At 58.1% G+C, this 14,311-nt stretch carries 19 protein-coding genes; 12 read left to right on the plus strand and 7 right to left on the minus strand.

What is annotated here, in order from left to right; genetic code table 11:
* Window positions 1–304: 304 nt before the first annotated feature.
* From BM045_RS05050 to BM045_RS05060, 3 genes are all read left to right on the plus strand, one after another.
* A complete protein-coding gene (locus BM045_RS05050; protein WP_092180214.1) occupies window positions 305–607 on the plus strand; it encodes an ArsR/SmtB family transcription factor in 303 nt (100 codons plus the stop codon).
* Window position 608: 1 nt separating this feature from the next.
* Window positions 609–1,124, plus strand: a complete 516-nt coding sequence (locus BM045_RS05055; protein WP_092180216.1) for an SRPBCC family protein — start codon at window positions 609–611, stop codon at window positions 1,122–1,124.
* An 87-nt stretch (window positions 1,125–1,211) separates the two neighbouring features.
* A complete protein-coding gene (locus tag BM045_RS05060; RefSeq protein WP_092180218.1) occupies window positions 1,212–1,691 on the plus strand; it encodes an SRPBCC family protein in 480 nt (159 codons plus the stop codon).
* Window positions 1,692–1,728: 37 nt separating this feature from the next.
* On the opposite strand, the gene BM045_RS05065 is transcribed toward BM045_RS05060, so the two are convergent.
* Window positions 1,729–2,823: an oxidoreductase gene (locus BM045_RS05065; RefSeq protein WP_170848380.1), complete on the minus strand. Its 1,095-nt coding sequence runs from the start codon at window positions 2,821–2,823 to the stop codon at window positions 1,729–1,731.
* A 98-nt stretch (window positions 2,824–2,921) separates the two neighbouring features.
* Window positions 2,922–3,305 (minus strand): VOC family protein, encoded by a 384-nt coding sequence (locus tag BM045_RS05070; RefSeq protein ID WP_092180222.1) that lies wholly within the window; start codon window positions 3,303–3,305, stop codon window positions 2,922–2,924.
* A 165-nt stretch (window positions 3,306–3,470) separates the two neighbouring features.
* On the opposite strand from BM045_RS05070, the gene BM045_RS05075 reads away from it, so the two are divergent.
* Complete coding sequence (locus BM045_RS05075; RefSeq protein WP_244522877.1) at window positions 3,471–3,953, plus strand: NUDIX domain-containing protein; 483 nt, start codon at window positions 3,471–3,473, stop codon at window positions 3,951–3,953.
* On the opposite strand, the gene BM045_RS05080 is transcribed toward BM045_RS05075, so the two are convergent.
* On the minus strand, window positions 3,950–4,375 hold the full coding sequence (locus BM045_RS05080; RefSeq protein ID WP_092180224.1) for a DUF1428 domain-containing protein: 426 nt from the start codon (window positions 4,373–4,375) through the stop codon (window positions 3,950–3,952). The genes BM045_RS05075 and BM045_RS05080 overlap by 4 nt on opposite strands.
* A gap of 83 nt (window positions 4,376–4,458) precedes the next feature.
* Window positions 4,459–5,223 carry an HTH domain-containing protein gene (locus tag BM045_RS05085; RefSeq protein WP_092180226.1) on the minus strand — a complete coding sequence of 255 codons (765 nt, stop codon included), beginning with the start codon at window positions 5,221–5,223 and terminating at the stop codon, window positions 4,459–4,461.
* A gap of 92 nt (window positions 5,224–5,315) precedes the next feature.
* Here BM045_RS05085 and BM045_RS05090 point away from each other — a divergent pair, with 92 nt between their 5' ends.
* From BM045_RS05090 to BM045_RS05110, 5 genes are all read left to right on the plus strand, one after another.
* Window positions 5,316–6,074 carry an SDR family oxidoreductase gene (locus tag BM045_RS05090; protein ID WP_092180228.1) on the plus strand — a complete coding sequence of 253 codons (759 nt, stop codon included), beginning with the start codon at window positions 5,316–5,318 and terminating at the stop codon, window positions 6,072–6,074.
* A gap of 78 nt (window positions 6,075–6,152) precedes the next feature.
* The gene (locus BM045_RS05095; protein ID WP_092180230.1) at window positions 6,153–6,527 is read left to right on the plus strand and encodes a nuclear transport factor 2 family protein; all 375 of its coding nucleotides are present in this window, start codon (window positions 6,153–6,155) and stop codon (window positions 6,525–6,527) included.
* The gene (locus BM045_RS05100) at window positions 6,524–7,078 is read left to right on the plus strand and encodes a dihydrofolate reductase family protein (RefSeq protein WP_092180232.1); all 555 of its coding nucleotides are present in this window, start codon (window positions 6,524–6,526) and stop codon (window positions 7,076–7,078) included. Before BM045_RS05095 ends, BM045_RS05100 begins: the two co-directional genes overlap by 4 nt.
* An 18-nt stretch (window positions 7,079–7,096) precedes the next feature.
* Window positions 7,097–7,981, plus strand: a complete 885-nt coding sequence (locus tag BM045_RS05105) for an alpha/beta fold hydrolase (protein WP_092180234.1) — start codon at window positions 7,097–7,099, stop codon at window positions 7,979–7,981.
* Window positions 7,982–7,986: 5 nt separating this feature from the next.
* Window positions 7,987–9,225, plus strand: a complete 1,239-nt coding sequence (locus tag BM045_RS05110; protein WP_092180236.1) for an MFS transporter — start codon at window positions 7,987–7,989, stop codon at window positions 9,223–9,225.
* Here BM045_RS05110 and BM045_RS05115 read toward each other — a convergent pair.
* Complete coding sequence (locus BM045_RS05115) at window positions 9,222–9,734, minus strand: DUF5946 family protein (RefSeq protein ID WP_280139429.1); 513 nt, start codon at window positions 9,732–9,734, stop codon at window positions 9,222–9,224. The two genes, BM045_RS05110 and BM045_RS05115, sit on opposite strands and share 4 nt — an antisense overlap.
* Before the next feature lie 4 nt (window positions 9,735–9,738).
* Window positions 9,739–10,665: an alpha/beta fold hydrolase gene (locus BM045_RS05120; protein WP_092180240.1), complete on the minus strand. Its 927-nt coding sequence runs from the start codon at window positions 10,663–10,665 to the stop codon at window positions 9,739–9,741.
* A 144-nt stretch (window positions 10,666–10,809) separates the two neighbouring features.
* On the opposite strand from BM045_RS05120, the gene BM045_RS19355 reads away from it, so the two are divergent.
* The 3 genes from BM045_RS19355 (at window position 10,810) to BM045_RS05135 (ending at window position 13,032) form a co-directional block, all read left to right on the plus strand.
* The gene (locus tag BM045_RS19355) at window positions 10,810–11,757 is read left to right on the plus strand and encodes a GNAT family N-acetyltransferase (protein WP_348271229.1); all 948 of its coding nucleotides are present in this window, start codon (window positions 10,810–10,812) and stop codon (window positions 11,755–11,757) included.
* Window positions 11,758–11,774: 17 nt separating this feature from the next.
* Window positions 11,775–12,326 (plus strand): GrpB family protein, encoded by a 552-nt coding sequence (locus tag BM045_RS05130; RefSeq protein WP_092180242.1) that lies wholly within the window; start codon window positions 11,775–11,777, stop codon window positions 12,324–12,326.
* Window positions 12,327–12,546: 220 nt separating this feature from the next.
* Window positions 12,547–13,032 carry a GNAT family N-acetyltransferase gene (locus BM045_RS05135; RefSeq protein ID WP_139198704.1) on the plus strand — a complete coding sequence of 162 codons (486 nt, stop codon included), beginning with the start codon at window positions 12,547–12,549 and terminating at the stop codon, window positions 13,030–13,032.
* A gap of 219 nt (window positions 13,033–13,251) precedes the next feature.
* On the opposite strand, the gene BM045_RS05140 is transcribed toward BM045_RS05135, so the two are convergent.
* Window positions 13,252–14,259: a bestrophin family protein gene (locus tag BM045_RS05140; protein WP_092180245.1), complete on the minus strand. Its 1,008-nt coding sequence runs from the start codon at window positions 14,257–14,259 to the stop codon at window positions 13,252–13,254.
* Window positions 14,260–14,311: the final 52 nt, after the last annotated feature.

Raw genomic sequence — 14,311 nt, forward strand, 5'->3', positions numbered from 1 at the left:
CACAATCTTCCCCTGTCATTAAGGATCATCATCGTCCGGTCGATTCTTGTCCTGCATTGAAGCTTGCCTGCTGCCATGCGCTGAGTGACACATCGATGGCCTCTTAGCGTTGAGATCGCTGGAAGCGCTCGATTTTCAGTTCCATCCTCATCCTCCGAACCGGCCGCTGAATGCCCCCCGCGCATTGAGAGGACCGTTGTTGAATTCCTTCTGTCCGAATGGAAGGACAGGACCTGTCAGCTACGTGCAATGTTCGTCATCATATTCCTTGACAGGAATATTCCTATTTGAGCATATAACCTCTATGTTAATATTTACAGCCATAGCCGACCCCGTGCGGCGCGACATTTTGGGATTGCTCCTCACCGGCGAAAAGCCGGTTGGCGCGATTGTTGACGAACTCGGCCTGGCTCAGCCCAATGTATCAAAGCAGCTCAAAGCGCTGCACGAGGCAGGGCTCGTTCAGGTCCGGATAGACGGGCCGCGACGGCTCTACAGAATTGACCCCGGACCGCTGGCAGAACTCGACAACTGGCTGCAGCCCTACCGCGCGTTCTGGGCCGGCAAGCTCGATGCGCTTGATGAGCATTTGATGAGGAGCGACTGAGATGTCGAGCAATGACGCTCTCGGTGAATTCACCAGGCAAGGTGACCATATTGACGTGCATTTCGAACGCTTCTACCCGCGTCCCGTAAATACTGTCTGGAGCGCCCTGACCCAACCCGAACGGTTGGCTGACTGGATGGGTGCGGCTTATGTTGAGCCACGTGTGGGCGGCCGATTTGAACTGATGGTCGGTGGACCGCATCCAATGACTGGCCGGGTTCGTGTGTGGGATCCACCAAAAGTGCTGGAATTTAGCTGGTCGAACACGCACGCACCGGATTCGGTGGTTCGGTACGAGCTCCAGCGACAAGGCGAGGGCACGCGCCTGATCTTCACCCATCAGGGTATGCCGTATGTGAATAGCGCCCTCATGCTGCCCGGCTGGCACGACTTTCTCGAGCATCTGGGGAGCGCCTTGCTAGAAGCGAACCCACGCGTCGACCCTGATGGTTGGCAAAAGCGCCAAGCGATCTATGTCGATCACTATGGCCTCAATGACGTTCGCCTAACGCCCTAGTCTCGCCGACCAAATCTTCGCGACCCGCAATGACGTGCTTCGGCGCGATCGCTCCGTCATGCCTATGTTTCAACCAAGGAGAAGACCATGAACGACAAAAACTATACAACCAACTATATCGTGCCGCAGACCCCAGATGAGGTTTTTGCTGCCATTAACAATGTGCGCGGCTGGTGGTCCGAAGACGTAATCGGCGACACGGACAAGCAGGGTGCGACGTTCCACTATGGGTTCCGCGACATCCATCGTACCGAGATCGCCATCACCGAGATAACGCCCTCACGCCGGGTTGTCTGGCATGTGGTGAAGAACTATTTCAATTTCACCCAGGACGAAACCGAGTGGACGGGCACCGATATCGTCTTCGAGATCGAGCCTGATGCAACCGGCACAAAGCTGACCTTCACCCACATTGGCCTGGTGCCGCATTTCGAATGCTTCGATGTATGCTCGAATGGTTGGGGCACCTACATCAATGGCAGCCTCAAGGCATTGATCACGACCGGTGAAGGCCATCCGAACGAGGGCGAACCGCTCAACGACAGTGAGGCCGCCCTATCAGCCTGATCGACCTGGGCCGGTCCTTGCGATCGGCCCCATTACTTCAGCGCAGGTCCTCGAAGACTTGTCGCGAATAGGGTGTCCAGGCTTGCCCACCTTTCACCTTGGTCACCAGGTCCGGATTGGCGAGGAACAGGCGACCGAAGGCCGCCAGGTCGAAATTGCCATGTCTGACCTGCTCGGCCGCGGTCTGCGGATCATAGCCGCCGCAGCCGATCAGAAAGCCGTGAAAATGGCGGCGCAGGAAGGCGTTAGACGTGCCGCCGAGATAGTCATAGTGGATGTCTTCATCGACACCGGTATGGAGATAGGCGATCGGTCGGGCGTTCATGGCCGCGATCACTTCGAGCAGCGCATCTTCGTCGCCGGGGGTGAACACCATCTCCGCAAAATGGGCTGCCGGCGATACGCGAAGGCCGACGCGCTCATAGCCGATTTCGGCGGCGCAGGCATCAATCACATCGATGACGAAGCGCGCTCGGTTCCTGGCGGCACCACCCCAGCCATCCGTGCGTCGATTGGTATGTTGGCGCAAAAACTGCTCGGGCAAGTAGCCGTTGGCGCCGTGAATTTCGACGCCATCGAAACCGGCGGCCCTGGCATTGCGGGCACCACGCGCGAAATCGGAAATCGTTCGCGCAATATCGCCCTCGCTCATGCTGCGGGGCGCTTCGTGGGTGAAGTCGTAATAACGGTCGCCGCGATGCTTGCTCAGATCGACCACGGGCGACGGCGCCAGCGGCAGGCTGCCCGAATAAAAGGAGTGTGCCATGCGCCCCTGATGCCAGAGCTGGTTGAAAATTAACCCGCCTTGGGCATGGACGCCATCAGTGACCTCACGCCAACGCTCGACATGGCTGGCGAGAAAAATCCCCGGAATGCCCGGACCGCCCTGGGCCTCCTTGGAAATGATGGTACCCTCGGTCACGATCAGGCCAGCGGCGGCGCGGGCGGCGTAATGGGCGATGGCGCCACGGCTCGCCCTGAGGTCGGGCTCGGCGCGATTGCGCGTGCACGGCGCCATGACCATCCGGTTACGCAGCCTCAGGACGCCATTGAGATCGAAGGGCTGCAGCAGTGTCGTCGTCGATGACCGCAACGCCCATTCCTTATCCGAATGTTCGAAATTCTGGTTCATGACATCTCCCATACTTTGCCCGAAGCTAGGGCCCCGGCCGGACAGGATGTGTCATTTAAGAAGCATGCCGGACACCTTGGGTGTCCGGCTCTACAGGGTCATTTCAGCGAACGTGGAAACTCTTCCGATTGCCAGAGGCCGATACCGAAGCCGTCCGGGTCGAGGAAATCAGCACTCCACCCGCCGGGAGCCTCGCTGACCGGCGTGACAATATTGACGCCCTTGCCCGCGAGATCGGCGACGATATCGTCGATACCGCCTTCACTCATCGAAAACACCAGGGCCGGTGTGCTACCGTGTGCACCCTCCTGTTCGAAAAAGATGATCTCAAGCCCGCTCTCGAGCGTGCCCTGCAGCCAGAAGGGTTCAGCCCCTTCCATCCGTTGCAAAGGCAGTCCTAGGGTCTCGGTATAAAATGTCTCGGTGCGCGCTATGTCGCTGACATAGTAGACGACGCTGGCGCTTTTGGGTGTGAAGCTCATGGGGGCCCCCGTGTTAGAGCTGGACGGATGAAAACGCCGCCTTGTCCCATGCCGGTTGGACAGTCACTGTCAGCTACGATCGGTGTCAGGTGACATTTTGTGTCCATCCCCGGATCTAGTTTCGCAGCGTTGGACTAGATTCGCGATGGGCCGGAGTAAGCGACAGTGACTGACCAAGATGTAACGATCCGAAACGGTGTTCGTGCTCTGATCCTCACACCCGAAGCCGAAATTCTGATGATGCGAATTCGCTTGGACACGAACGAGTTGATCTGGATCCTACCCGGTGGCGGCAAGGAAGCCGGCGAGGACAACGCCACAGGACTACGGCGCGAGCTCAGGGAAGAATTGGGATTGCTCGAATTCGAGATTGGTCCCCTGGTCTGGCGGCGCCGGCACACTTTCAACTTCTTTGATTGCCGATACCAACAGACCGAAGAGTATTTCGTCGTGCACACCCACCGGTTCGAGCCCGTCATGAGCGATCAAGTGGAGGTGCGGGTTCTGGACTGCTTCCGCTGGTGGAAGATCGAGGACCTTAAGAGGGCGCAGGAGCGGCTCACCCCTCTGCGTCTTGCCGCTATCGTCGAAGACTATGCACGGCACGGCGCACCAACCGAAGTTCCCTTCGAAGTCTTGGTCGACTAAGTCGATGCGACTTTTCCATCGGTCTTCGCCAGCCCGATGAAACCGCCGGATACGAGCCGGGCACCCTCGAAAATCACGCCCTGATCTTCTGTAGGTTGCACTCGTGGATCGGCCAGTACCTGCGGTAGCTGACGATCGCGAAACTCCTTGTTCGGCCACTCGGTCCAGGAAATGACAACGGTTTCACCCGGGCGAACGGCCGCTGCCATCATGAAGTCGCGAAGGTCGTGCGCACCAACCTCATCCTTAGCGCCATCTGCATGAAACTGCGTGCCGTCAGCCTGTTGCTCATCCAAAACGCAATCCACGACGGCGATCGCGCCATATTCGACATAGACGGCAGCCATCTCGGCCGAGAACTCTTTGTACTCCGCCATTTTGTAGACAGGCACCGGGATAAGATAGCAATCGAAATAGGACATCAGAACCTCGCATGGTGATTGGGCGCCCAGTCTCGCTCCGGAACTGGACAGAAAGTGGCACCTACAACGCCAGCGAGAGACCGCTAATTGAGGTCTGGCGGATAGGCAGAGCTACGCAGCGTATCGGGCATATTGGCGCGGATGCTCCATTCCGAGAAAAGCTGATCGCGATCCCCGGGAAAGGTTTCTTGCAATGCTCGAACGTCTTCCAGGCCATCCGCTCGCAAGTGACGGAAGTCATCGGCCTGCTCGCACCACACGATCACCTGCAGGTTCTCGTCGCTCATCGACAGGCCCAGAGGCCAGACGGTACGCGCACTAAAGGTGCCTTCGCTGCTTCGATAGTCCACCAGAAGCTTGGCCTGTGCACTCATGGCCGCACGGACCACATTCATCATCGGCGTCCAGTTGGTGGGAGTGACAGTTCCAAACACAGTTTTGCCGCGCTGCGGGCCACGCCTTTGCGACGAGGGCGTTCTTATGCTGGCACGCAGTTTTGCCGCAGCATGTAGCGCCGCCTCTCGCAACATCGGATCGCAGCGTGCCGCGGCGACTTGAAGCCCGAAGAACAGCGCCTCTTCCTCAGCCTCGGTAAATCGTAGCGGGGGAATTCTGCCATCGTCTTCCAGTACGTAACCGACGCCTTGCTCGCCCCGGATATCGACGCCGGTTTCCATCAGGGTTTCGATGTCGCGATAGATAGTGCGGTAGGACACGCCGAGCCGTCGACCTAGCTCGCGAGCACTGACGGGCTGTGAGTAAGCCCGTAGCAGCTGCAGCAATTCCATAAGGCGTTGTGATCGGATCATTGGTCCGTACTCGTCGTGTACCTGCAATTCATCATGCATGTTGGACAGTTTTTGTCAGCATGTTGGTCGCCAAAACCGGGTCGCTGCGTGGCGGGCCGGCCAGTACACGTCCAACATCGATGGAGAGTGAGATGGAACTGGACAACAAAACGATCGTGATCACCGGTGCGAGCTCGGGTATCGGGGCAGCCGCTGCGCGACTTTTCCTGCAGGAAGGAGCCAATGTCGTCCTCGGCGCCCGGAGCAAGGACAAGCTCACAGCTCTGGCTGAAGAAATCGATCCAGCTCTTCAGAGAACCTTGGTTGTGCCGGGCGATGTCACACACATCGCCTATGCGAACGAGCTGGTCACCCGCGCTGAAGAACGGTTCGGCGGCCTTGACGGCGCGTTCAACAATGCCGGCATCGTTGGCGATATGGTGCCGGTGACAGAAATGACCCATGCGAACTGGAGCACGGTCATGACCGTCAACCTGACATCCGCGTTTCTGGCCGCACAGGCGCAAATACCCGCGCTTATGCGTCGTGGGGGCGGATCGCTTGTGTTCACCTCGTCCTTTGTGGGTTTCAGCAACGGCGGCATGCCTGGCATGGCCGCTTACGCCGCCTCAAAGGCCGGCATGCTGGGGCTTGTCCAGTCGCTCGCGTCGGAACACGCCATCGACGCAATTCGTGTGAACGCCCTATTACCTGGCGGCACGGTTACCCCGGCGGGTGGCGGGGGAAATGTTGACGCCATGGCCTTCATAGCCGGCCTGCATCCAGTCAAGCGCATGGCCCGCCCCACCGAAATCGCACAGGCTGCCATGTTCATGCTGTCCGACCGCGCAAGCTTCATGACCGGAAGTCCCATGCAGGTCGATGGCGGCATGTCGGTTCGTCTGATCTAGATCGGCAGCATGGCGCGATCGCTGGTGACAACAACTGTCCAACCCTCGGTGCTTGATTGGTGCGAGGGAGTTCAAGCCATGAGCACTACCGAAGAAAACAAAGCTTTCATCCGCGATATGATCGGCAACAAGAAGCGGCTGGAAGACTATCCCGAGCGGTTCGACGAAAACCTAGTCATGCATGAGCCCGCGTCACTGCCTTTTGGCGGGACCTTCAGGGGGCTCGCCGAATTTAAGGAATTTTATCCTGCGGTCCGCGAATTCTACGACTTTGACCGCTTCGATTTGCTGGACGTGTTCGGTGACGGGGACACGGTCTTCGCCACGATCAAAGCCGGGCTCCTCAACAGTCCGACCATTATTTTTCTCGCCGAACAGTTCACCTTCTCAGGCCGTAGGATTGTCGAGGTCCGGTTGCACATCTGCGAGGCCATCGAAGGGTGTGCCCCATGAGCACCCAATCGACTGGCCATGTCTACATCGCAGTCAGTATCGATGGTTTCATCGCCAGGTTGGATGGCAGCATCGACTGGTTGGACCCTTACACCGGGACAGGTGAAGACCTCGGCTATGACTGCTTCATGGAGTCCATCGACGGTGTTGTCATGGGCCGCAACACCTTCGAAAAAATCCTGACCTTCGGAAAATGGCCATTCGACAAGCCGGTGTTCGTACTTTCGCGCCATCTGTCAGAACAAGATGTTCCGGTAGACCTGAAAAGCTCGGTCCGCATCGTATCCGGGTCTCCTCATGAAATTATGGCCATTGCTGCCGAAGAAGGCCTGTTACGGATTTACGTTGACGGTGGCTCGGTCATTCGCAGGTTCATCGCTGATGGCCTCGTTGAAGATCTGGTCCTGACGCGTGTGCCGATCCTGCTCGGACGAGGAATAGGCCTTTTTGGCGACGGCTCAGAGGTTTCCCTCCAACACGTCGCAACGTCCACCTTCCAATCCGGTCTCACGCAGTCAACCTACCGTGTTGCTGCCGCGACGACGCGCTGAGACACATAGGAGATTACGATGCTAGTACGTTTGAATGCGTGCCTGCTGGCGCTGGCATTGTCCGTGCCGGGGTTGGCAGCTCAAGAGCATGGCGCTCCTAATCCGACCACTTCTGGATATGCTCGCGCCAACGGCGTGGACGTTTATTATGCCACTTACGGGGAAGGCGTGCCGCTCGTTCTGCTCCACGGTGGCCTAGGTACGGTCGAGATGTTCGGCCCAGTCCTTAGTTTGTTGGCCGCCAATCGACAGGTCATCGGCATCGACCTCCAAGCACATGGCCGTACACCGGCGCATGCCCGTCCGATGACTTACGAAAACCTGGCAGACGATGTCGCTGACCTTCTTCTTCAACTGGGATATGCCAAGGCCGATGTCGTTGGTTATTCAATCGGAGGCGGCGTGGCCATGCAACTGGGCATTCGTCATCCCGATATTGTCGACAAACTTGTCCTGGTGTCCGTGCCCTTCAACAATGGCGGATGGAAATCCCAAGAGTTCCAGCAGATGGCAGGACTAAGCAGTGGTCTTGCCGAACCCATGAAGAACACGCCGGTCTACGACGAATTTGCAGCTTTCAACCCTGATCCTGAGGCCAATTGGCCGAAGCTGCTTGATCAACTGGGGAATTTGGTCAGCCACCGGTTCGACTACGCTGACGACCTGCAGGAGATGAATGTTACCACTATGATCGTGGTCGGCGATCACGACGCAGTCCCGATTTCGCATGCGGCGCGGTTCTTCGAGCTCCTGGGGGGCGGTAAAGCAGAATCCGGGTGGGTCGGCGGCGACCTGAACCGCAATAGACTCGCCGTCCTTCCTGGTCTGACCCACCAAACGATATTCGACAGTCCAAGTCTGGCTGGGACCGTCATTGGTTTCCTCGATGATAGTTCGGAGTGACTTGAATGGTGGCACCGGTTTCCACGGCCAGCTTCCGCGGGCTGGCCTGGTCAAGTTTCCTGGCCCACGGTTCTGAGCAGGTCCTATTCACATCGCTCCCATTGATCGCAGTACTCATCGCGGGCGCTGATGCTACCGGAACCGGCCTGTTGCAGGTGGCGCAGACCTTGCCCTACTTCCTGCTCGCCTTGCCGCTTGGTGTTTTGGCCGATCGCACCAATCGAGCGAACCTGATGGCGACCGGCCAGCTGTTGCGCGTGCTCGGTCTGGCTTGCGGCATATTTCTTGTCATGTCAGGGCAACTCGATCTGGTTGCACTATCAATCATTGGCGCGTTCTGCGCAGTGGGCACGCTCACCTTCGTCATAGCCTCACCGGCCTTGCTGCCTTCGATCGTGTCGCGTCAGGACACGCCCGGTGCCAACACCTGGCTCGAGCTCGGTCGGAGTATTGCCATGACCGCAGGACCGGCCGCTGCAGGACTTCTGGTCGCGCGCATTGGGAGCGCTGCAGGTCTAGCCCTGGCCTTGGGTCTGTCCCTGACCTCCGCGGTCATATTCGTTGCTATCAAGGAGCCGGCGTCTACTCACGGTCGCGACTCCATTAGGCCCTTCCGTGGCTTGGTGGATGGCGCCAGTATCATCTTGCACAATGGCCTATTGCGATGGGTGGTGTCCGTCGCCCTTGTCTTCAATGCTTCCGCCTTCGCTCTCCACGCCGTCCTCGTGGTGTTCTTGGCGGATATACTGGGCGCCTCCGGCACGCTGGTTGGTTCGATCCTGGGTCTCCTTGGCACCGGGATGATCGTGGCAGCCCTGACCGCCCCTGTTTTCCATCGAGCGCTGCCCATGGGGATCGTGATGATCATCGGTCCGGCATGTGGGTTTCTTAGCGCCGCGCTTATGGTTTTAACCTATACAACTGAAAGCTGGGGCTTTGCTGCCGCTGGGATGTTGATCTTCGGCTTCGGACCGGTTCTCTGGACCATCAACAGCATGTCGCTGATGCAGGCAATCGTGCCCCGACATCAGTTGGGTCGCGTTTCAGGTCTGATGACATTGGCCACGTTCGGGGTTCGGCCACTCGGGGCTCTATTGGGGACTTTGGCGGCCAGCGTCGGTGGCGTCGGGTTATGCCTGATGGTGGTGGCACTTGGATTTGCTGCGCAGTTGTTGCTCGCCATGCTGTCGCCAATACTGTCGATTTCGAAGTTGGATGACGTGACTGAAACGGGACGGGCTTAGGCGCCCCCGCCATATCGGCCGTTCCGCACTACCCAGTCTCGAATGTAGGCATGTTGATCGGACCAATCGGACCAAGTGCGCATGGCCCATTCCCGGACCACGCCCGGATGCGCGTCGGAGCCGATAACTGGCACAATATCGGCCACAGTCATCGCAAAACGACCAGGAGACACCAAGGGCTTCAGCGTCTGCTTGAAGCGAGAAAAATCGAGCATGACCGCATTGGTCTCGATCGGCGTTCGCGGTGTGGCAAGCTGCAGGTAGAGCCGCGACAGGTGCAGACCGACCGACTGAACGGCGCGCCGGTCCTTCGGGTCGCCGACATGCTGCACCGCCCAGGTGTCCACCGTCAGGCGATGCGTGGCTTGCAGGTCGGGCGAACTGTATTCCACAGCCAGTACAGCGCCAAAGGCTGCAAAGCAGGCCGGCGACGAAGCCATGTAGGCGTGAACGGGGCCGTCCGATTGCTCGAACGACCCACCGCATCCGGGACACGCCTCACGGATCACTTGTCTAATTGACCTTCGCGCAATGGGCCAGGATGGCCTCCACGATCTTGGGCACGTCCTCCGCGAGCAATTCGTGACCGACCCCGTCCAGGACCAAGAGCGTTGCGTCAGACACAACGTCGGCCGACTTTCTGGCTGCCGCGACCGAGATGATGGGGTCGTCGCTACCGTGAATCAGAAGCAAGGGCTGGGTAATCCCCGCCGCCGTGACGTCGGCGCCGAGTTCACCACCGACCATGGAGTGATTGAAGGCGCTCTGAATGCTGTCGGTACGCGCCAGCTCGCGTTCGATGCGTGCCATTGCCTGCTTGCTGTCGAAAGGGCGACCGGAACCTGCGCTGAGCCGGGCAATACCCAGCATGAAGTCGGCCACTTCGGCATCATCGCTCCAATCGAGCGTGCCCATGGCACTGAAGTGCTCCATGAATTCTGGCGTGATGCCTTCACCTTGGTATTCAATTCCCACAGGCTCCGAAGCGATCAAGGTCAGGCTGAGCACCCGATCGGGATGCTCGATCGCATCGATCTGGGAGACATAACCGCCCAAGGACATACCCACGAAATGAGCGGACTGCACGTCATAGGCATCGAGGATGGCAAGCAGGTCGTCAGCCAAATCCTGTGCCTCATATTGCACGTCGCCAGGAGCATTGGTCGTCGACTGACCGGTATCGCGATGGTCGAAGCGAATAACCTGATAGCCTCCTTGTGCCAGGGCCTGCACCATTGTGTCGGGCCACCAGACCATTGATGCCGTGGCACCCATCGCCAAAAGGATTGTTCCCTTCTCCGGTGAGCCCGCGGCTTCGGTCGCCAGCTCGATGCCGGCGTGAGAGACAGTTTTTGCAGTCATTTCCATAGTCTGGTCTCCAAAGGCTGGCGGAACAACGGCCATCGCCATCGACAGGGCCAGGAAATCACGTCGTTGCATGGCAGTTCCCTTCTTGGTTCGCCGGCGGCCACATACGAAAGCGGTTGGACAAGTCCTGTCACCTTCAAGCCGGCGCGCAGCTGACGGAATCTGTCCAGGTCTGTCGATAGTCACCCATTTGCGGCCAAGACCTTGGAAATGAACATGCAGCTCGACCTGACAATCCTGCCTCTACAGTCGGATCGTTTAACCCTCAGGGCCTTCACCGAAGGCGATCGGGCCCAGTACGCGGCCTACCACCGGATTCCCGAGGTTTACCGATACCTCTATTCGGCTGTGCCCAGCGAGACCGAGTTAGATACAAAGTTCAACACCCTGTTGCGCCAACCCTTCTTGAACGATGGTGACACGCTCAAGCTGGCCGTGGTCACCAAGGAAGATCACAATCTGGTTGGTGAAGTGGTTTTGAAACTGACCAGCGTCCAGGCTGAACAGGCCGAATTGGGTTACCTCCTCAGCCCGGACTTTGGCGGTCGTGGCTACGCGACAGAAGCGGCCAGAGCGCTACTCGCCGCCGGGTTCGAGGCGTTTGGCTTTCACAGGATTTTTGGCAGGGTCGATGCTGCCAATGGACCATCGGTCCGACTTCTGGAACGGCTAGGTATGCGTCAGGAGGGCCATCTGATCGCGAACGACCGCTTCGGCGACAAATGGGGCGATGAAAAGGTTTTTGCCATGCTTCAGGAGGAGTGGAAGAGCTTCAATATCCGAAACGAAAGTGTGGAGCGCATAGGCGGGCATAATGTGCAGTTCGTCGGGAGCAGTGGTCCGATGCTGTCGAGGGAGCAGGATGCACTCGACCTGATCGGAGCGACATACGGTCGGGACGTCGACATCATTGTCGTTTCCGCCGAACGCTTCATTTCTGAGTTTTTCCGTCTCAACAACCAGCTGGCAGGGCACTTCTTTCAGAAGATGCAGAATTATGGGATCCGTCTTGTCATATTGGGCGACATTTCGTTTCACCTTTCCCGTAGCAAGGCGCTGCAGGACTTTGTTGGCGAAACCAACCGCATTGGACACCATCTCTTTGTGACAGATCGGGCGATGCTGGAAGAAAAACTGGTCCCTGCCATCCGGCCAAATCTATGAATGGACCAACCTTGAGAATGAGTTTGAAAGTTGGCAGCGGCAGAAACATAGGAACTGACTTCGGGCTTGGTCTGCGCCAAGGAATGGTCGAGCTCGTTCCCCATAATCCATCGTGGACCGACGCTTATGATCTTGAGGCATCGGAGATCAGACATGTCCTGGGTAGCCGCTTCATTGAAATCGAGCATATTGGGAGCACGGCAATCGCGGGCATTCGAGCAAAGCCTATATTGGACATAATGGTCGGCATCGAGGATTTCTCATCCGGTCCACTACTCGAGCCCATGCTTGCCAAACTCGGCTATGACTATGCCCGCAACGCCGGTGTCCCTCACGACCATGTTTTCGGGAAGGGAGAGGAGCGGACCCACCTGGTGCACGTTGTCGAGTTTGATGGAGCGGTCTGGCATCATAATCTGCGGTTCCGAGACGCGCTACGGTCCGATCCCACGCTGGCGGCTAGGTACGAGGATTTGAAAGTGCGTCTCAGTGGGCAATTCCAGAATAATCGCGCCGCGTACACAGCGGCAAAGCGAGAATTTATAGACTTGGTGGCCAAGCGGCCTTGAGGGGGTCAGGCGGTTCTCCGTCAATTCATGCGCTGACAAGACCTCCTCGGTGATGGCCGAGCCAAGGCCACCGCGTTGGTGCCACTCTGAAGCATTCACACACCTGATTAATTATGCACTCGAATATAAGCGCGCTGGAACGCAGCGTCACGATGATGACTGTCAGCTGCCGTTCACTTACTGCCAAGCATCAATTCAAGGATGAACTGAGGTACACAAATTGGAATTTAATATTGAAATGTATCGGCCCGAACACAAGTCAGAAATACTTTCGTTGTCTCTCAGCGCTTGGCGGCGGGTATTCGATGGCATCCAGCTTACGATGCCGACATTTGCTTACAGCGCCTTTTATCCCGATGGATGGGCTACCCGTCAGGTAAGTGACATTGAACGCGTGCTCGATGGCGAGGCGGATTGCGTCTCGGTGGCAGTTGCTCAAAATGGGGTTATAGGTTGGGCCGCGGTGAAGACCCATGAAGAAATCAAAATGGGCGAGATATACATGTTGGCGGTAGATCCAGAATTTCAAAGAGGTGGTGTTGCCACGGCTCTCATCGAATATTCGGTCGAGACTATGCGTAGCCAAGGGTTGCAGGTAATCTTTATTGAAACTGGGGATGATCCTGGCCATCAGCCAGCTCGCGCCCTCTATGAGGCTTCAGGTTTTGAACCCTGGCGTGCGGTTCGTTATTTTCGGGAACTGTAATCCGAAAGTCAAAAATTCCGCTTCGCAAGGCTGCGACTTATTTGCGAGGGTGCGAGGAATGGCCGCTTTTAGCGCCTGCGCAGGTAGACGCGAACGACCGAAATGGGGTCGGTAGCTGACCGGCTGATCTTGGGTGGGAGCCGGACTGTCCCCCCTTTCTGACACAATGGAAAATAGCACACCTTCGGTTGTCCCGGCGCATGACAGTCTGGCTGGCCATCATGTGGCGATGCCATTGCGCGGCAGCAATGGATTGGGCAGGTTGACTTCGCCCATGGCAGAGCGCAGTTCGATCTCGAGTTCGCGGCAGATCGGCGAAATGGGGACGTCGTTGGCACCGCCCTCGAAGGGGTTGGACGTGTTCTCGCCGACCTGGTCGAGCGACATGTACATCCAGCCCAGCAGCGTGCTGAAGGGGATGGTCAGCCAGATCGAGATCACGCTCCAGATGCCGCCAAGCCGGCTCATCTCGGCAAAGACGGGTACGGCGCCGAACGGCAACAGGGTGCAGAAGATGGCAACGAACATGGTGCTGACGATGGCATATTGGCGCGGGTAAGGACTGTTCTTGATGCGGTCACAGCGCGCCTGCTGGTCGTGCAGGTCGCGCATCAGCTTGAGCAGCTCGGTATAGACCTGCGGCGCCAGGCCGGTGTCGCGAAACAGCAGATTGATCTGGTGACCCTGGCTGCTGAGCAGGTGCAGCGGCGCAGCCAGCATGCCGCCATCCAGCACTTTTGCCGACTCGTCCGGACCCAGCAAAGCAGCCAGTTCGTCGAGAAGGGACGTCGTGTCCTCGATGATGTGGTAGCGCTTGCGGAACTCGGTATTGGCCTTGCGCCCCATCGACTCCCACGGCATGGGCCGGCGCAAGCTGAAGCGCAGCGCGGTCATCCAGGCGATATGCCGATAGATCAGCGCGCGCTTCGTCGCCTCGTCGGTGAAATCGCAGCAGAAGCGGGACAGCATGCGGCTGCTGGCAGATACCTGCGCAAAGGCCTGCAGCGCCTCGCCGCTGCGCGCCAGCACCTGCGCATTCTTGAACCCGGCCATCAGCGACACCGTTGTGCCCAACACCACGATGATCGGCCAGGGCACGGCAAAGCCGGCAATCGAGGGGATATTGTAGACGCCGATAGCGCAGAGGCTCACGACGACCATGAAAACGATACTGCCGCGCGACCACAGCGCAAATTCCATGGGTCGATAGGATTTTCCAACGTGCATGTGCGGCCCCGATCTCAGGTTGATGCCCACAAGACGAGACGCTTGCCCATGG

This window comes from Devosia sp. YR412 (assembly GCF_900110945.1).
Classification (GTDB): Bacteria; Pseudomonadota; Alphaproteobacteria; order Rhizobiales; family Devosiaceae; genus Devosia.